The sequence below is a fragment of the Massilia sp. 9I genome (assembly GCF_902506415.1).
GTDB lineage: Bacteria > Pseudomonadota > Gammaproteobacteria > Burkholderiales > Burkholderiaceae_D > Telluria.
The window spans coordinates 1,109,488-1,127,376 of the sequence record NZ_LR733275.1; the positions used below are offsets into that span (position 1 = coordinate 1,109,488).

The 17,889-nt window shown below is 64.6% G+C and carries 13 protein-coding genes; 6 read left to right on the forward strand and 7 right to left on the reverse strand.

The window, feature by feature from the left end; translation table 11 throughout:
* Positions 1-83: 83 nt before the first annotated feature.
* The 7 genes from GV068_RS04975 to puuE all read right to left on the reverse strand — a co-directional run bounded on the left by GV068_RS04975 (position 84) and on the right by puuE (position 11,749).
* Positions 84-2,456: a TonB-dependent receptor gene (locus GV068_RS04975; RefSeq protein ID WP_159696278.1), complete on the reverse strand. Its 2,373-nt coding sequence runs from the start codon at positions 2,454-2,456 to the stop codon at positions 84-86.
* Between the two features lie 473 nt (positions 2,457-2,929).
* Positions 2,930-4,423 (reverse strand): adenosine deaminase, encoded by a 1,494-nt coding sequence (locus GV068_RS04980; RefSeq protein WP_159696279.1) that lies wholly within the window; start codon positions 4,421-4,423, stop codon positions 2,930-2,932.
* A gap of 148 nt (positions 4,424-4,571) precedes the next feature.
* Positions 4,572-5,879 carry a guanine deaminase gene (gene guaD, locus GV068_RS04985; RefSeq protein WP_159696280.1) on the reverse strand — a complete coding sequence of 436 codons (1,308 nt, stop codon included), beginning with the start codon at positions 5,877-5,879 and terminating at the stop codon, positions 4,572-4,574.
* The gene (xdhC, locus tag GV068_RS04990; RefSeq protein ID WP_159696281.1) at positions 5,879-6,868 is read right to left on the reverse strand and encodes a xanthine dehydrogenase accessory protein XdhC; all 990 of its coding nucleotides are present in this window, start codon (positions 6,866-6,868) and stop codon (positions 5,879-5,881) included. The genes guaD and xdhC overlap by 1 nt, the downstream gene beginning before the upstream one ends.
* Entirely contained in the window at positions 6,868-9,201 is a 2,334-nt protein-coding gene (xdhB, locus tag GV068_RS04995; protein ID WP_159696282.1) for a xanthine dehydrogenase molybdopterin binding subunit, read from the reverse strand. Before xdhB ends, xdhC begins: the two co-directional genes overlap by 1 nt.
* A gap of 10 nt (positions 9,202-9,211) precedes the next feature.
* Positions 9,212-10,690: a xanthine dehydrogenase small subunit gene (xdhA, locus tag GV068_RS05000; protein WP_159696283.1), complete on the reverse strand. Its 1,479-nt coding sequence runs from the start codon at positions 10,688-10,690 to the stop codon at positions 9,212-9,214.
* 117 nt (positions 10,691-10,807) lie between these two features.
* The gene (gene puuE, locus GV068_RS05005; protein WP_159696284.1) at positions 10,808-11,749 is read right to left on the reverse strand and encodes an allantoinase PuuE; all 942 of its coding nucleotides are present in this window, start codon (positions 11,747-11,749) and stop codon (positions 10,808-10,810) included.
* 105 nt (positions 11,750-11,854) lie between these two features.
* Here puuE and uraH point away from each other — a divergent pair, with 105 nt between their 5' ends.
* The 6 genes from uraH (at position 11,855) to GV068_RS05035 (ending at position 17,882) form a co-directional block, all read left to right on the forward strand.
* Positions 11,855-12,208: a hydroxyisourate hydrolase gene (uraH, locus tag GV068_RS05010; protein ID WP_159696285.1), complete on the forward strand. Its 354-nt coding sequence runs from the start codon at positions 11,855-11,857 to the stop codon at positions 12,206-12,208.
* Between the two features lie 66 nt (positions 12,209-12,274).
* Positions 12,275-12,832: an ATP-dependent Clp protease proteolytic subunit gene (locus tag GV068_RS05015; protein ID WP_159696286.1), complete on the forward strand. Its 558-nt coding sequence runs from the start codon at positions 12,275-12,277 to the stop codon at positions 12,830-12,832.
* 204 nt (positions 12,833-13,036) lie between these two features.
* Positions 13,037-14,293, forward strand: coding sequence for a hypothetical protein (locus GV068_RS05020; protein ID WP_159696287.1), 1,257 nt, complete (start codon positions 13,037-13,039; stop codon positions 14,291-14,293).
* Between the two features lie 10 nt (positions 14,294-14,303).
* Positions 14,304-14,711: a hypothetical protein gene (locus GV068_RS05025; RefSeq protein WP_159696288.1), complete on the forward strand. Its 408-nt coding sequence runs from the start codon at positions 14,304-14,306 to the stop codon at positions 14,709-14,711.
* Between the two features lie 67 nt (positions 14,712-14,778).
* Entirely contained in the window at positions 14,779-16,341 is a 1,563-nt protein-coding gene (locus tag GV068_RS25400; protein WP_159696289.1) for a methyl-accepting chemotaxis protein, read from the forward strand.
* 242 nt (positions 16,342-16,583) lie between these two features.
* On the forward strand, positions 16,584-17,882 hold the full coding sequence (locus GV068_RS05035) for an HlyC/CorC family transporter (RefSeq protein WP_159696290.1): 1,299 nt from the start codon (positions 16,584-16,586) through the stop codon (positions 17,880-17,882).
* Positions 17,883-17,889 lie beyond the last annotated feature (7 nt).

The following is a 17,889-nucleotide window of genomic DNA, read 5'->3' on the forward strand; positions in this document are numbered from 1 at the left end:
GATGTAAAAACAGGCCCTTGCGGGCCTGTTCTGTACTGCTCGCTGCAGTCAGCCGTTTGAGGCGGCTGACATTGTAGCGCCGATCAGATGTCGACCGACAGGGTCACCGACGCGAAGCGCGGTGCGCCCAGGTAGTAACGCAGGGTGCCGACGGTGGTCACGCCCGGGAAGGTCGTGGTGTTGGTTATGCTCTGCGACGACGGGTTGATGTACTGCTTGTTGGTGATGTTGCTGATGTTGAACTGCAGCTTCGGACGCTTGAAGATACCGTAGTTGTCGAAGGTGTAGCCAGCATCGAAGCCGTAGGTGGTATAACCCGGTGCCCATTCGTCGTTCACCAGGGTGCCTGCCTGACGGCTGGTTGCCTTGGCCTTCACACGAGCGAAGAAGGTGCCCTGCGAGTATTCCAGCGACAGGCCGGCCTTCAGCTTCGGTGTCAGCGGCATTTCCTTGCCGGCGGTCGGCAGGGTACCGGTGGCGCTCACGCGCAGGTTGTCTTCGATCTTGCTGCGGGTGTAACCGAAGGACGCGTAAGCTGCCCAGCCGTTGATCGGGGTGTTACCCGCTTCGATTTCGATACCGTGGTTCTTCACGTTGCCAGCGTTGGTGTAGCTGCTGGTGTTGGTGATCGGGTCAAACGCGGTCGCCTGGCGGTTCTTGAAGTCCACCATGAACGCGGTCACGGTCGCGATGAAGTTGTTGCTCTGGTGACGGTAGCCGATGTCGGTGTTCCACGAGGTCTCTTCCGCCACGTCGCCGCGCAGGGTCGGCACGCCGTTGGTCAGGATCACGTTGGTGCCGACGTTGCTGAACACGAAGTTCGGCGGGGCTTTCATGTTCTTCGCCACCGACGCGAACAGCTGGTCGTCGTTGGTGATGCGGAAGCGTGCGCCCAGCTGCGGCAGCACATCGTCGTACTTCTTCTCGATCTTGTAGGTCGGGTTCTGGTTGCCTTCGCTAGCGTAGTTCGTGAAGTCACGCTTGATGTTCGGCGTACGCAGGCCCAGGTTCAGGGTCAGCTTGTCGTCCATCATCGTGATCGTGTCCTGGATGAAGAACTGGTACGCGGTCGAGATGGTGTGCCAGTCACGGCTCTGGAACAGCGAGCCATCGGCGCGGTGGACCTGATAGATTTGCAGGTACGGATCGACCGGACGGCCGTCGTCGGTCACCGCGACCATCGGGCCGGTCTGACGGTGGTTGGCGCGTTCGTACCAGAAGCCACCCAGGATGTTGTGGTTGTTCCACTGGTAGTTCAGCGACGAGGTGACGCCAGGACGCTTGGTGTTGGTGACCGACGCGTTCGCCATGATGATGGTGTCGAGCGTGTCGCCGTCGCCGTTCAGGTCGATCGATGCGGTGTTGCGGTTGGTCGTCGGGTTCAGGAACGAGCCGCTTTCGCGCTGGACGCGCTGCTGCAGGCCGCCGTTACCGAAGCCATACCAGAAGTACGGCAGGATCTTCAGGTCGAGGTTTTCGCTCAGGCGGAACTTGGCGGTAGCCGAAGCGATCGCGTTCTTGAACGGGTTGATGTACAGGCCGTGGTACAGCGGCGACTGGGTCGGTTCGACCTGGGCGGTACCCGCGCGCGGGGTCAGGTGGCCGGCGAAGAAGTCGCTGGTGTCGTAGTAGTAACCACGGGTGTTCAGCTCGGTCTTGGTCAGGTTGTTGATGCTGTTGTTCAGGGCTTCGTTCCACAGCAGGGTGGCGTGGATGTAGTTGAAGCGATCCCAGTCGTAGTTGAAGCCGGCGTCGATGTGGTCGCGCTTGGCGCTGCCCTTGCCCTTCCACTTGTCGGTCATCGCGCGCGACACCGAGACGAATGCCTTCGAACGGCCATCCGGCAGCTTGCCGGTATCGTAGCGCACGAAGGTCTTCCACATGTTCAGCTGGCCGGCGGTCTGCATGAAGCGGACGCGCTGGTTGTTTTCCGGATTACAGGTGTTGATGCCGAAGTTACCGCCGGTCGCGCCGACTTGCGGCGAGTCGACGTCGGTCGAGCCCTGGGTCACGAACTGCGAGCAGGTGTTTTCCTGGTCAACGTATTCCTGCGGGAACACCGAGAACGAACCCGAGTCGTTCACCGGCACGCCGTTGATGGTGGCGCCGATCTGGTCGCTGTTGAAGCCGCGCAGAGTCAGGCCGCCGCCGAACAGGCCGGTTGCATCGTGGTTGTAGCTGTTCACTGCCGGCAGCAGTTCCAGTGCCTCATAGGCGTTGCCGGTCGGGCGCTGCTTTTCCAGTTCCGCTGCGGTGACGGTCGAACGCGCTTTCGGCGCTTCTTCGAAGACCATCAGACCCATACCCAGTTTCTTGCCGGTGATAACAACTTCCGAGCGAACCTGGCCTTCGTCAGACGTTGCCGTCTGGGCTTGGGCGACGCCGGTGCATGCCAGGCATGCCAGGGCGATCGCGCTCAGGCGCAGCTTCGGTTGTTGGTTAAAAGCGGATTGCATTCAAAACTCCCCTAGAGTGTCATTATGAAAACTACAACAGCAAGTACAACACCTGCATGAATTCTTGCCAAAAGCACCAGGCTTTTGCAGCGGCATGGCAGTGTAAGGTCTGAATATGTCCGGTTGATGACGCGCCCGGAGCCACACGGAATCAGCGACGACTTGACGGAAAGTCTTTCCATTTAGTCATTCGCCGACTATGCATGAGTGCATGTAGCGTGACAAATACCATTTCGCTTACAAATTTATACGTATTTCGTATAAGTCCCGTCGAGATCCTGTGTGGGTTGCCCGCAACACAGTATTCACCTACGGAAATTGCTGCGGCGCGATTATAAAAGGAGTGATTCGACAGTGAAACGAATTAATTTGTAAATCCGTTTTGCCAAGAAGAAGTGAAGACAATGTGTAGCGCGACGGCCACACATTGTCCTTTTGGAAGAGATTGGCACTGTCAAGCGCCAATTTTTTGATCAGCGCCTGATAGCCCCGGCGCTGCGGGCCAGTTCCGCAATACGGGCTTCGAAGGCCGTGAAACGCTCGTCCAGCTGGCGGGTCAGGCGTTGTTTTTCCGCACTCGGCAGGAAGGCGTAACGGATGCTGTTGTATGAGGTGCGCTTCATTTCCGCGTAGTCCGGCTTGTAGCGGCTGGCGAACAGCACGTATTCGTTGGACAGCGTGTGGCGCGTCACGCCCGCGTCGTCGGTCGAGATCACGTAGGGCACGCCGTATTGCCGGTACAGGGTGACCGGGTGGTTGGCGCCCTCGATGCCGCTGATGAAGGCGTTCGATGTCAGGTTGATCTCGACCGGGATGTCGTCCTTACGCATCTTCGCCAGGATGCTTGGGGCGTTGGTCTCGTGCGCCAGGTCGATGCCGTGGCCGATGCGGTTGGCGCCGGCGACGACCAGGGCCTGGTCGATGTGGAACTTGAGGCCTTCCGGCGGCACGTCGCCCATTGCCAGCTCGCCGGCGTGCATCGCCACCTTCACTTCCGGGTAGCGCGACTTCAGGAAGCGGAACATCTTCATGTGCAGTGCGTAGTCGCGCATCGACACCATGGTGCTCTCCTGGCCCACGATATTGACGCCGACGATCTTGTCGCTCATGGCCGCGGCCTTGAAGCCCGACACCATCGAGGAGAACACCTGCGACGGGTTCAGGAGACGCAGCACATAGGTCTGGTAGCGCATGGTGAAGCGCTCGTCATCGATGCCTTCGGCCGACTCGTGGATCTTGTTGACGAAGTCCTCGGTGGATTTCTTGAAGCCGGCGTCCTGGTCCAGCATCGCCAGCCAGGCGCCCATCTGGGCGTCGAACGCCTTGTCGTCTCCGGCGTTCTGCCAGGCCTGGGCGTCGAATTCCTTGTTCACGACGAAGGGCGACATCTTGAACATGGTCTCGATGTAGCTGACGTTTTCCGCGATGGCGCGTTTTTTGAGTTCCAGCAGGCCTTCATGGAAGTTCGCGTTCGACACCGGACCGAAGAAGCCGAAGGTCTGGAAGAACAGGCGGTCCGGCGGCGGCTGGATCGCGCCGTGGTTGTTGAAGTCCTTGTTCGACCAGCGCTGCAGCAGCTCGCGGTAGGTGAAATCGTCGGCGTAGACCTCGGCGGTGGACAGGCAGTTGCGCTCCTTGGTCGGCTTGGCGCGCTCGGCCTCGACGACTTCCTTCCTCGTTTCGATCTGGTAGGTCTGCTTGTTGACGCAGTAGCCCTGCTTGTCGAGGAAGTCGACGTACTGCTCGGCGTAGACCGAACCGGAATAATGGTGGTGCAGGTCGCCGCCCTTCGGCATCTGGGTGAAAAACAGGGTCAGCTCGGACAGCTTCGGCTCGCCGGCGATCAGGCTGGCGTAGTGGCGGGCGGTGGCGGCTTCGTTGGCCTTCGATGCGGGGCCCTTGGCAAGGGCGGGCGCGCCGGCGACGGCCAGGGCGAGCAGGACGCTGCCGGTCAGTTTCTTGTACATGGTGTGGCTTTCTGGTGCGGTGGACCGCGCAACTCTATACGCTTGAGTTAGCGTTTGCAATATGGCACGTAGGGTGGGCGAGTTCCTCGCCCACGCGTTCAACCAGTGCATGCGGGAGTTGAACGCGTGGGCGGACAAGCCGCCCACCCTACGAACGGCGGTGAACCAGCGCGCCACCCGAGTAGGTCGCCCTGATCGTGCGGTCGTCGCCCAGCAGCGCCAGCGCGAACAGCAGCTCTTCCAGTGAATCCAGCTGCGCGGTGCGGCGCGCCAGCAGCGGCGTCGCCTTTGGATCGAGCACGATGAAGTCGGCTTCCGCACCCGGAGTGAAGCTGCCGATCGTGCCCTCCAGGTCCATGGCGCGCGCCGCGCCCAGCGTGGCCAGGTAGAACATGCGCACCGCCGGCAGGTAGCTGCCTTTCAGGCGCGCCACCTTGTAGGCTTCATTCATGGTCTGCAGCATCGAGAACGAGGTGCCGGCGCCGACGTCGGTGCCGAGCGAGAGCAGCGCGGAGGCAGAGTCGGCCCTTTCGAAGTCGAACAGGCCGCTGCCCAGGAACAGGTTGGAGGTCGGGCACACCGCCACCGCGGAGCCCGTGGCCGCCATGCGCGCGAAGTCCTCGTCGTCCAGCCAGATGCAGTGGCCGAACAGCGCGCGCGGACGCATCAGGCCGAAGCGCTCGTAGACGTCGAGGTAGCTGCGCGCCTGCGGATGCAGCTCGCCCACCCACTTGCACTCGTCCTTGTTTTCCGAGACGTGGGTCTGGATGAAGGTGTCCGGGAAGGCTTTCGCCAGTTCGGCGGTGGCGCGCAGCTGGGCGTCGGTGGAAGTTGGGGCGAAGCGCGGGGTGATCGCGTACAGCTGGCGGCCGCGCTTGTGCCATTTTTCGATGAGCGCGGCGCTGTCGCCGACGCCACCCTCGACGTCGCGCAGGAAGTCCGGGCAGTGGCGGTCCATCAGCACCTTGCCGGCCACCATGCGCAAGTTGCGCGCTTCGCTGGCTTCAAAGAAGGCGTCGACCGATTCCGGATGCACGGTGCAGTAGACCACGGCGGTGGTGGTCCCGCAGCGCAGCAGCTCGTCGAGGAAGAACTCGGCGGTCGCGCGCGCATGCGCCGGATCAGCGAAGCGGCGTTCGGTCGGGAAGGTGTAGGTCTCCAGCCAGGGCAGCAGGCCCTCGCTTGGCGAGGCGATCATGTCCGTCTGCGGGTAATGCAGGTGGGTGTCGATGAAGCCCGGGGTGATGACTTGTCCGCGATAGTCGTGCGGCGTCACGCCGCCAGGGAGCGTGCCGATCAGCGCAGCATAGTCGCCGGCAGACTTGACGCGGCCGTCCTCGACGACCAGCAGGCCGTCTTCATGCCAGGCATGGGCGTCGCCATGAAATGCCGGGTCGGCGTGAAAATGCAGCAAGCTCGCACGGTAGGCTTGCACGTTATGGGGTGCGGTGGACATCAGTTGTATTCCGGTGAAACGTCGGGTTGGCGGGCTGCCGCTCCCCAGAAGCCAAGCAGCTGGGCCGCCACGGAGGCCGCAATCACGGCCGGGGCCTTGCCCTCGATGCCGGGAATGCCGACCGGGCAAACCATGGTAGCGATGCGCGCATCAATGATGCCGCGTTCGCGCAGGCGGTGCTCGAACTGGCGGCGCTTGGTGCTTGAGCCGATCAAGCCGAACCAATCGTCGGCGCCGGGGCGGGACAGTATCGCGTGCGACAGGCTCAGGTCAAGGGCATGGCTGTGGGTCATGACCAGAAAGGTGGTGCCCTGTGGTGCGTTTTCAACAAGCGCCTCGGGCGTGTCGGTGGCTTCGACCGTCACGTTGGCCGGCACGGTGGGCGGGAACAGGTCCTCGCGCTCGTCCACCCAGGTGACGCGGCAAGGCAGGTCGGCCAGGGCGCGCACGATGGCGGCGCCGACGTGGCCGGCGCCGAACAGCATCAGGTGGGCGCGCGGCGCCAGCACCGCGTCGGCCAGCCAGCGCCGCCCTGCTTCGTCCTGGAAGACGTGGGTGCCGGCGCCGCGGTCGAATGCGGGGCCGGGCGCGCCAATCAGCAGGCGTCCGGCCGCATCGAACAGGGAGGATTGCGGTTCGCCATCGAGCGCCACCAGGCGCCAGGTATCTTCATTGCGGCGCCGGTCGAGCAGCGCCAGTTGCGCCGCCTCTGCAAACTCGAAGGCCAGCCAGGCGATGCCGCCGCAGCACTGGCCCAGCTTCGGTCCGAGCGGGAAGCGTTCGAGGTGGGCGCTGCCGCTTCTCCCCAGCATGGCGCGCGCCAACTCGAGTGCGCGGTGCTCCAGGTGGCCGCCGCCGATGGTGCCGCGAAAACCCTGCGCGTCCACCAGCATGCGCGCGCCCGGCTCGCGTGGGACCGAGCCCTCGACGCGCGCGACCGTCACCAGCACTGCCGGCGACTGCAGCTGCTGTGGCAACCAATCGCTCATCAGGCGCTCGCCGCGGATTCGACGGCAGCCACCGCCTTCAGGATTTCTTCGCAGGTCGCCGGCGCGTTCAGCGGCGGATGCACCTTGTGGCCGCCCACCGACGAAATCGCATCGCGGATCGCGAAGAACACCGAGAACGGCAGCAGCAGCGGCGGCTCGCCCACGGCCTTGGAGCGGTGGATGCTGTCGGCGACGTTGCGGTTCTTGAAGAGGCGCACACGGAAGTCTTCCGGGCAGTCGGAGATGCCAGGGATCTTGTAGGTCGACGGCGCATGCGTCATGAGCTTGCCCGCCGGGTTCCACCACAGTTCTTCCGTGGTGAGCCAGCCCATGCCCTGGATGAAGGCGCCTTCGACCTGGCCGATGTCGATCGCCGGGTTCAGCGAGTTGCCGGCGTCGTAGAGCGCGTCGGCGCGCAGCAGCTTCCATTCGCCGGTGAGCGTGTCCACCACGACTTCCGACACCGCGGCGCCGTAGGCGTAATACGAGAACGGGTTGCCGTTCATGGTCTTCGGGTCCCAGTGCAGGCCCGGCGTGGCATAGAAACCGTCCGACCACAGCTGGACGCGCGCCAGGTAGGCCTTGGCCACCACTTCGCCGAAGCGCAGCACCTGTCCCGCGACGAACACGCTGTCGTCGGCGAAGCGCACCTCCGATGCATCGCCGCCGAACTGCGCGGCGACAAAGGCCGCCAGGCGATCGCGGATCTTGCGCGCAGCGTCTTGCGCCGCCTTGCCGTTCAGGTCCGCGCCGGTGGAGGCGGCCGTTGCCGAGGTGTTCGAGACCTTGCTGGTATTGGTGGCGGTGGCGCGCACCCGGTCCAGGTCCACGCCCAGTTCGTGCGCGACCACCTGCATCACCTTGGTGTTGATGCCCTGCCCCATCTCAGTGCCGCCATGGTTCACCAGGATCGAACCGTCCACGTAGACGTGCACCAGTGCGCCGGCCTGGTTCAGGTGGGTGACGTTGAAGGCGATGCCGAACTTCACGGGCGTGAGCGCCAGGCCTTTTTTCAGCACCGGGCTGCTGCGGTTGAATTCGTTGATCGCCGCGCGGCGTGCGCGGTAGTCGCTGCTCGTCTCCAGCTCGGCCACCAGTTCGTGGATCACGTTGTCCACCACCACCTGGCCGTAGGGCGTGACGTTGCGCTCGGCCTTGCCGTAGAAATTCAGGCGCCGGATGTCGAGCGGGTCGCGGCCCAGGTTGCGCGCGATCTCGTCGATCACATATTCGATCGCGATCGCGCCCTGCGGGCCGCCGAAGCCGCGGAAGGCGGTGTTCGACTGGGTGTTGGTCTTGCCGCAGGCGGCGCGGATCTCGACGTCGGACAGGTAATAGGTATTGTCGAAGTGGCAGACGGCGCGCGTCGCCACGGGGCCCGACAGGTCGGCCGAGAACCCGGCGCGCGTGACCATGTCAACTTTGGCGGCGACGATGCGCCCTTCGCGGTCGTAGCCGACTTCGTATTCGTAGTGGAAGCAGTGGCGCTTGCCGGTGACCAGCATGTCGTCGTCGCGGTCGGCGCGCAGCTTGACCGGGCGGCGCAGGCGGGCGGCCGCAATCGCCGCGGCAGACGCCCACAGGGCCGACTGTGATTCCTTGCCGCCGAAGCCGCCACCCATGCGGCGGCACTCGACCACCACATGGTGCGAATGCAGGCCGAGCGCGTGCGCGACCACGTGCTGCATCTCGCTCGGGTGCTGGGTCGAGCAGTAGACGTGCATGCCGCGGTCTTCGCCCGGAATCGCGTAGGCGATCTGGCCCTCGAGGTAGAACTGCTCCTGGCCGCCCACGTAGAGCTCACCCTTGACGCGGTAAGGGGTCTGCGCGAACGCCGCTTCGGCATCGCCGCGCGCCAGGCGCATCGGCGGCAGCACGTAGGATTGCGCAGTGCGCGCTGCCTGGGGCGTGAGGATCGCCGGCAGGTCTTCATAGTCGATCTTCGCCAGTTTGGCCGCACGGCGCGCGTTGTCGTGGCTGTCGGCGACGACGATGAACACCGGCTGGCCGACGTACTGGACCAGGCCATCGGCCAGGATCGGGTCGTCATGGATGATCGGGCCGCAATCATTCAGGCCCGGGATGTCCTGTGCGGTGAGCACGGCCACCACGCCGCGGCTGGCTGCTACCTGCTCGAGGTCGATGCCGAGGATGCGCGCGTGGGCGCGCCCGGACAGGCCGAGCGCCGCGTGCAAGGTACCGGCGGTCTCCGGAATGTCGTCGGTGTAGGTGGCCTGGCCGAGCACGTGCAGCACGGCGGATTCGTGCGGCCGCGCGCGGCCGACTTCGGTCCACTGGCTGCTGTCGAGGATGGGGGTGCCTGCGTCGTTCATCTCGATCTCCTCAACCGGCCGCGAAGGCATTGAGCGCCGCCGCCGGCAGCGGATTGTCGACGCGGGTCTCCAGCCAGAAGCGGCGCAGCAGGTTTTGCGCGGCCTGCATGCGGTAGCTGCTGGATGCGCGCATGTCGCTCAAGGGGGCGTAATCCCGGGCCAGCGCGTCGAACGCGGCGCGCATCGTGGCTTCGTTCCAGGCCTGGCCGGTCAAGGCGGCTTCCGCGCTGGCCGCCCGCTTGGGCGTGGCCGCCATGCCGCCGAAGGCGATGCGGGCGTCAGTGACGGTATCGCCGTCGAGCGTGATGGCAAAGGCGGCGCACACGGCCGAGATGTCCTGGTCAAAGCGCTTGGCCAGTTTATAGGTGCGGAAACGCAGTTCGTCACGGCGCAGCGGGATGCGCAGCGCCTGCACGAATTCCCCTGGCTGCAGGTCCTTCTGCTGGTAACCCAGGTAGAAGTTTTCCAGCGCCAGCACGCGCTCGCCCGCCGCGCCGCGCAGCACGATCTGCGTGCCGAGTGCGATCAGCCAGGGCATCGAGTCGCCGATCGGCGAGCCGTTGGCGACGTTGCCGCCCAGCGTACCCGCATTGCGGATCGGGAGCGAGGCGAAGCGCTGCCACATCTCGGTGAGTTCAGCCGGGTAGTGGCGGCAGATGGCGGCATAGGCCTCGTTCAGCGTGACGCCGGCGCCGATCTCCAGCATGCCCGCGTTTTCCGACACGGTTTTGAGCGCCTCCACCTGGCCGAGGTAGATGATCTCCTTCAGCTCGCGCATGTGCTTCGTGACCCACAACCCGACGTCGGTCGAGCCGGCCAGTAGTAGCGCTGCGGGATGTTCGCTGCGCAGGGCCACCAGTTCGTCCAGCGTGCGCGGCACGTGGAAGCGTCCGCCTTGCGCTTCGTAGGTGAAGCCATGCGCGCGCTGCAGCGCCCCCAGGCGTTCGGCCAGCGCGGCGCGATCAAAAGCGGCTGCCGGCAGCTCGGCCATGCGGCGCGCGGCGTCGATGATCGGGCGGTAGCCGGTGCAGCGGCACAGGTTGCCCGATAGCGCGTCGTCGATCTGGCAGCGCGAAGGCGCACGGCCGGAAAGCCCGTGGCTTTCCTGTTTCAGGTACATGCCCCACAGCGACATCGCGAAGCCCGGCGTGCAGAAGCCGCACTGCGAGCCGTGGCACTCGACCAGCGCCTGCTGGACCGGGTGCAGGCTGCCGTCCTGCTGCTGCAGGTCTTCCACCGTGAACAGGGCCTTGCCGTCGAGCGTGGGGGTGAACTGGATGCAGGAATTGACTGCCTTGAGTTCCAGCTGGCCCCCTTCCAGCGAGCCGATCACCACCGTGCAGGCGCCGCAGTCGCCCTCGGCGCAGCCTTCCTTGGTGCCGGTGCAATGCAGATCCTCCCGCAGGTGCTGCAGGATGGTCTGCGTGGGCTGCGCGTCGCGCACTTCCCGCACGGCGCCACGGTAATAGAATCGGATCGGCTCGGACATGGTGGTCTCATTCTCAGGCAAGGGCGGAAGGCTAACACCCCGGGGCATTTCACTTATAAGAGAATTGATATATTAGTTATCAATCTATTTGCATATCTTATGAATCCTTCCGTCCTTTCATTTTAGGAAAGGATGCACGCTTTTCCAGTGATTCGCGATATCGATGCGGCGCGTGATCCAGACGCCCTCGTGGCCCTGCACATAGTCGAGGAAGCGCGCCAGCGAAGCGAGCCGCGCCGGCCGCCCGACCAGCCGGCAATGCAGGCCGATCGACAGCATCTTGGGCCGGTCCAGGCCGTTCGGGTCGCCTTCGGCATAGAGCACGTCGAAGGCGTCCTTCAGGTAGTCGAAGAACTGGGTGCCGGAATTGAAGCCCTGCGCCGCCGCGAAGCGCATGTCATTGGTGTCGAGGGTGTAGGGCACCACCAGGTGCGGGACCGTGTTGCCGCTGCCGAGCGCCACCTCCTGCCAGAACGGCAGGTCGTCGCCGTAGTGGTCGGCGTCGTAGGCGAAGCCGCCGTGCTCGACGACCAGGCGGCGCGTGTTGGGCGAGTCGCGCCCCGTGTACCAGCCGAGCGGCGCCTCTCCCGTCAGCTCGCGCATGATTTGCACCGCTTCCAGCATATGGGCACGCTCGGTCGCCTCATCCATGTTCTGGTAGGAGATCCAGCGCAGGCCGTGGCAGGCGATCTCGTGGCCCAGCTCGCGGAAGGCGGCGACTGCCTCCGGATGGCGCTTGAGCGCCATCGCGACGCCGAACACCGTCAGCGGCAGTTGCCGCTCCTCGAACAGGCGCAGCACCCGCCACAGGCCGGCGCGCGAGCCATATTCGTAGAGCGACTCCATGCTCATGTGACGCATCGGGAAGGCCTGGGCGCCGATGATCTCGGACAGGAAGGTTTCCGAGGCCGGGTCGCCGTGCAACACGCTGTTCTCGCCACCCTCCTCGTAGTTGAGCACGAACTGGAGCGCGATCCGGGCCGCGCCGGGCCAGCGGGCATGGGGCGGGTTACGGCCGTAGCCGACGAGGTCGCGCGGATAGTTGTCGTAAGTGTCCATGGCATGGGAGAAAAGGCAGGTATATCGCCGATCATATATTGCAGGAAGCACAACGGTATATGATTCGTCGCATACTCCGACTCATCCTTCACATATGGGAGCCGCATGGGCAAACTTTCCACCCACGTCCTCGATACCGCCCATGGCCGTCCGGGAGCAGGCGTCAAGCTCGAGCTGTATGGCGTCGACGCGGCGGGCCGTACCCTGATCAAGACCGATCTCACCAATGGGGACGGCCGCTGCGGCGCCCCGCTGCTGGAAGGCGAGCAGCTGCGCCCCGGCCAGTACGAACTGGTGTTCCATGCCGGCGACTATTTCGCCGCCCAGGGCGTGGACCTGCCCTCCCCGCGCTTCCTCGACCGCGTCACGATCGCCTTCGGCGTTGCCGACGCCGAGCAGAACTACCACGTTCCCCTGGTGCTGACGCCCTGGTCCTATTCGACCTATCGCGGCAGCTGAAGCTCTTCCGGACGCTGCCGGCCCCTGTTTCTTGCTATGCTTGGGTCCACCACGTCGGGAGAGCCCATGGCATTGCACATCGTTCATTTCATCGGACCGATCAACCATAATTCCGCCAGCGCCATCCGCAACAACTGCTTGCAGGCGCTGCAGAACGGCGCGACCGAAATCGAACTGCACATCTCCAGCGAAGGCGGCAACATGACGGCCGGCTTCGCGCTCTACTTCTTCCTCAAGTCGCTGCCGGTGCCGCTCACCACGCACAACATCGGCAGCGTCGAGTCGGTCGCCGTGGTGATCTTCCTGGCCGGGCAAAAGCGCTACGCCTGCCCCGGCACCCGCTTCCTGATCCACCCGCTGCACTGGGGCTTCGGCAGCCTGGTGGCGGCCGACCATTCGCGCGTGTCCGAGTGGCGCGACTGCCTGGATTTCGACGCCGAACGCTATGCCCGGATCTTCCTAGAAGCCACCACCGCGGCCGGTTCTCCCACCGACATCCGCAGCAACCTGACCGGTAATGCGCGCATCTTCGATGCCGACGAAGCGCACAAGGCCGGTATCGTCCACGGCGCCCTGCAGGCACAGCTGCCGGCAGCCGGCTCGACTTGTCATTGGTGGAATTAAATCTGACAACACGCTGTTTCAATTCCACAACATTCGAACTGACACGATCAGAATTTGTCACCAATTGTCATCATTTTTGTTGCCGAAAAAATTGCTCGCTGGATAGAATGATTTCCAGTCTTTACGGCGCTGCCTGATTGCTGCCCTTTAAGCGCCGACCTTCCCGAGCAGCCGAATTACCGTTTTACGGCAACAAGAACGACAATGAAAAAACGTACCATTGCTACCCTGCTGGCGCTTCCGCTGGCAATCTCGACCGCCTACGCACAAGATGGCGCAGGCTTCCCTTCCGTGAAGATCAGCGGCTTCGGCACCGGCGCCCTGACCTATGCCGACACCGATAAAGCCGAGTTCGCCCGCCCGAACCAGGCCAGCGGTTCGTCCAAGGATTTCCGCACCGGCATCGATTCGAACCTCGGCCTGCAGGCCGACCTGCCGGTCAACAGCTGGCTGTCCTTCACCGCCCAGGGCCTGGTGCGCCGTGACGCCGAAGAAGGCTATGGCGCCGAACTGAGCTGGGCCTTCGCCAAGGCCAAGCTGTCGGACAACCTGAGCGTCCGCGTCGGCCGTATCGGCCTGCCGGTGTTCATGATTTCCGACTACCGCAACGTCGGCTACGCCAACAACATGCTGCGTCCGCCGGCCGAGGTTTACTCGCAGGTGCCGTTCAACAGCGTCGACGGCGCTGACATCACCTGGCAGCACGGCTTCGGTGACACCACCGTGACCTCGCAGCTGGCCTACGGCAGCGTGAAGGCCCCGCTGCCAGGCAACATCCATGCCCGCGGCAAGAAGCTGGCGGCACTGAACATCAGCGCCGAACACGGCCCGTTCACCGTGCGCGCCGGCCACGCTACCGGCGAAATCACCATCAGCGATTCGACCTCGCTGAACACCCTGGTCGGCGGCCTGCGCGCGACCGGCGCCGGTTACAAGTTCCCGCAACTGGTGACCCTGGCGAACGAAATCGAACCCAAGGAAAAGCGCGCCACCTTCAGCTCGCTCGGCCTGTCGATGGACTGGAACAACGTTGTCGTCCAGACCGAGTTCGCCAAGCGCAAGACCAAGGCTTACATCAACGACACCAGCGCCTGGTACGTGATGGGCGGCTACCGCATCGGCAAGTTCCTGCCTTACGTCAGCCACGCCAACCTGAAGATCGACGGCGCCATCGTCAACACCGTGCCGGCAGCCTGCCCGGCCGGCTACCCGGCGGCCTGCACCCCGACCGTGCAAACCCTGCGCGCCGGCGTGAGCCGCCTGCCGAACTCCGGCGTCGGCCAGGGCGAGCAGTCGACCAACACCATCGGCGTGCGCTGGGACTTCGCCAGCTCGGTGGCCTTGAAGGCGCAGATCGACCGCGTCAAGCCGAAGAACGGCACCGGCCTGTTCCTGGCCGCCCAGCCGGGCTTCCGCGACACCGTGACCGTCGGCGCCGTCGCCCTCGACTTCGTGTTCTAAGGAGCGAGCCATGAACAAGATGATTGCAAGCCTGTTCGCCGTCGCCGCCATCGGCGCATCCGTCCCTGCCATGGCCGAAGTGGTCGTGGTGGTCAACAAGGGCGCCGCTGAAAGCACGATGAGCAAGGAGCAGGTCGCCCAGTTCTTCCTCGGTAAGTCCTCGAGCATGACCCCGGTCGACCAGGCCGATTCGAGCCCGATCCGCGCCGAGTTCTACAAGAAGGTCGCGGACAAGGACGCCGCCCAGGCCAAGGCATTGTGGTCCAAGCTGGTATTCACCGGCAAGGCCACGATGCCGAAGGAAGTCGCCGACAGCGCCGCCGTGAAGGCCGCCGTCGCCGCCAACCCGAAGGCCATCGGCTACATCGACAAGGGTGCAGTGGACGGCAGCGTCAAGGTCGTCTACACCGCACAGTAAGCACGACTATAAGTAGCACCCGCCGCCGGCCTCACGCCCGCGGCGGTTTCTGCATTCTGGAGACATCATGAGCATCAAGCGCAGGATCTGGGCACTGCCCGTTATTTCCGCCATTATTTTCGGCCTTGGCGCCGGCGCCAGCGCGATGATCGCGAACGGCGCGCTGCATTCGATCACCACGACCGCCAGCGTCGACTACCCGGTGCTCGATGCCTCCAAGGCACTCATTCTCGACGTTGCGGACATCACCGATGGCCTGCAAAGCGCGGTTGCCGAAGGCGACAAGGAAAAAGTCGGCCAGATGGGCGAGCAGGCCAACAAGCTGCGCGCCAAGCTGGAGAAGTTCAAGCAGATCCCGGGGCAGCTCGAAGTCGGCACGCGCCTGGGCAAGGAATTCGACGCGTACTACGCGCCGGCCCTGTCGGCCGCGCGCATCATGCTGGAAATGGAACAGGGCGACCCGCAGGCCGTGGTCGGCAAGATGCAGTCGACCCTCGCCACCCTGAATGGCGACCTGGCCAAAGTTAACGAAGCGGCCCAGCGCCAGTTCGCTGCCGGCATCGAGGCCAGCAAGAACAGCGTCAACAAGGTCATGATCTCGATGATCGTCACCGCCCTCATCGTCATCGCCTGCCTGGCCATCGTGTCCTGGTTCGTGGTGCGCACCATCTGGCAGCAGCTGGGCGGCGAACCGGAATACGCCCGCGAAATCGCCCAGGCCGTGGCCGGCGGCGACCTGTCGACCGAGATCCGCGTGGAAGCCGGCGACAGCGGCAGCCTGCTGGTGGCGCTGAAGGAAATGCGCGGTCGCCTGGCGACCCTGGTGGCCGAGATCAAGCAGTCGGCCGACACCATCGCCAATGCCAGCTCGGAAATCGCGAGCGGCAACGCCGACCTGGCACGCCGTACCGAATCGCAGGCCGCAAGCCTGGACCGCACCACCCGCTCGATGGAAGAACTGACCGGCGCCGTGCGCGAGAACGCCACCGCCGCCACCCAGGCCAACGCACTGGTGGAAACCGCGACCAACATCGCGACCCGCGGCGGCCAGGTGGTCGGCGGCGTGGTGAGCACCATGGGCGACATCAACAGCTCGGCCAACAAGATCGTCGAGATCATCTCGGTCATCGACGGCATCGCCTTCCAGACCAACATCCTGGCGCTCAACGCCGCGGTGGAAGCGGCGCGCGCCGGCGAGCAAGGCCGCGGCTTCGCGGTCGTGGCGGGCGAAGTGCGCAACCTGGCGCAGCGCTCGGCGGCGGCGGCCAAGGAAATCAAGGAACTGATCGGCGACTCGGTGTCCAAGGTGAACGCGGGCAGCGCGCTGGTCGACGAAGCCGGCGTGACCATGGGCCAGATCGTGGAATCGGTGCGCAAGGTGCAGACCATCATGGCCGAAATCAGCGCCGCGGGCGCGCGCCAGAGCGCCGGCATCGACGACATCGGCCGCGCGATCGGCAGCATCGACGAGATGACCCAGCAGAACTCGGCGCTGGTGGAAGAGGCGTCGGCGGCGGCGGAGTCGCTGACCGACCAGACCACCCAGCTGACGGCGGCGCTGTCGGTGTTCAAGCTGGAGGCGGCGCAAGCGGCTCCCGTCGCTGGTGCCAAGCGGCTCGCGCTGCGCTAAGTTATACGGGTAGCGGCTGCCGGTTACGCTGGTGGTTCGCTACGGACTTGGATTCCCGCCTTCGCGGGAATGACGGTTTTTCGGCTAGTGGAATAAAGCTACACGGTTTTCTCAGTTTGCTGTGAAACCGTCATCCCGGCGCAGGCCGGGATCCAAGTTCAGCAACACACCCCAGTGGTATCCTTGCACCCCACCCCAGCTTGCCCTAGAATCAATCTTCCGCAAGCTACCCCACCTACTCCTTGGATACCGTCCCACTCTGGGCCCTGGTCCTGGCGCTCGCCCTGCTGATCCTGTTTTCCGCCTTCTTCGCGATGTCGGAAACGGCGCTGATGGCGGCCAATAAATACCGTCTGCGCCACCTGGCCGAACGCGGCAACCGCGGGGCCATCACCACGCTCTGGCTGCTGGAGCGTACCGACCGTTTTCTTTCCTTGGTCCTGATCGCGAACATCCTGCTCAACGCCATGTGCGCGGCCCTGGTCACCGTGATCGCGATCCGCCTGTTCGGCGCCGAGGAAAGCGTCGTCACCGGCGCCGCAGCGGCGGTGTCCTTCCTGCTGATCGTGTTCGCCGAAGTCTCGCCCAAGGTGATCGGCGCCACCTACCCGGAACCGATCGCGGTCGCCACCAGCCTGCCGCTCAAGGGCCTGATGCGGGTCGGCCGCCCCGTGATCTCCTTCGTGAACCTGTTCGTGCGCGGCCTGCTCAAGCTGCTGCGCATCCGCACCAGCGTGGATCCGGCGCGCCAGCGCCTGTCGCGCGAGGAGCTGCGCTCGGTAGTGCTGGAAGGCGGCAGCTTCATCCCGCAGAAGCACCGCAGCATCCTGCTGAACCTGTTCGACCTGGAATCGGTCAAGATCGACGACATCATGACTCCGCGCAGCCAGATCGAGGCGATCGACCTGGAAGACCCGATCGACACCATCGTGGAAGCCCTGGCCGCCTGCTATCACAACAAGCTGCCGGTCTTCGAGGGCGAAATCAACCGCGTGGTCGGCATCCTGCACGTGCGCAAGGCGCTGGCCCTGCTGCGCTCGCACGACGCGGTCCGGATCGAGCAGCTGCGCGCCCTCCTGGTGCCGCCCTATTTCATCCCCGAGGACACGCGCGCCCTCGACCAGCTCCAGCACTTCCAGGAAGAGCGCGAACGCCTCGGCATCATCGTCGACGAATACGGCGAGGTGCAGGGCCTGGTGACGCTGGACGACATCATCGAGGAGATGATCGGCAGCTTCACCACCTCGGAGCCGGACAGCGCCGCGGCCTGCAGCGCGTCCTGGAACGAATGCGGCGAATGCCTGCTGGACGGCAGCACCCCGCTGCGCGACATCAATAAGCAGCTGGGCCTGGCGCTGCCGCTGGACGGCCCGCGCACCGTCAACGGCCTGCTGCTGGAAACCCTGCAGGAAATCCCCGAGGCCCCGATCGCCCTGAAGATCGGCGGCTGCGTGTTTGAAGTGGTGCAGGTACAGAACCAGGCCGTGAAACAGGTCAAATTGCTGCGCCCGGCGCCGTCAAGGCGTTTCCTTGTCGGCTGAACCATAC

Coding starts and splice junctions, on each gene's coding strand:
- GV068_RS04975 (WP_159696278.1), bottom strand. CDS start 2,456: ATGCAATCCGCTTTTAACCAACAACCGAAGCTGCGCCTGAGCGCGATC.
- GV068_RS04980 (WP_159696279.1), bottom strand. CDS start 4,423: ATGTACAAGAAACTGACCGGCAGCGTCCTGCTCGCCCTGGCCGTCGCC.
- guaD (WP_159696280.1), bottom strand. CDS start 5,879: ATGTCCACCGCACCCCATAACGTGCAAGCCTACCGTGCGAGCTTGCTG.
- xdhC (WP_159696281.1), bottom strand. CDS start 6,868: ATGAGCGATTGGTTGCCACAGCAGCTGCAGTCGCCGGCAGTGCTGGTG.
- xdhB (WP_159696282.1), bottom strand. CDS start 9,201: ATGAACGACGCAGGCACCCCCATCCTCGACAGCAGCCAGTGGACCGAA.
- xdhA (WP_159696283.1), bottom strand. CDS start 10,690: ATGTCCGAGCCGATCCGATTCTATTACCGTGGCGCCGTGCGGGAAGTG.
- puuE (WP_159696284.1), bottom strand. CDS start 11,749: ATGGACACTTACGACAACTATCCGCGCGACCTCGTCGGCTACGGCCGT.
- uraH (WP_159696285.1), top strand. CDS start 11,855: ATGGGCAAACTTTCCACCCACGTCCTCGATACCGCCCATGGCCGTCCG.
- GV068_RS05015 (WP_159696286.1), top strand. CDS start 12,275: ATGGCATTGCACATCGTTCATTTCATCGGACCGATCAACCATAATTCC.
- GV068_RS05020 (WP_159696287.1), top strand. CDS start 13,037: ATGAAAAAACGTACCATTGCTACCCTGCTGGCGCTTCCGCTGGCAATC.
- GV068_RS05025 (WP_159696288.1), top strand. CDS start 14,304: ATGAACAAGATGATTGCAAGCCTGTTCGCCGTCGCCGCCATCGGCGCA.
- GV068_RS25400 (WP_159696289.1), top strand. CDS start 14,779: ATGAGCATCAAGCGCAGGATCTGGGCACTGCCCGTTATTTCCGCCATT.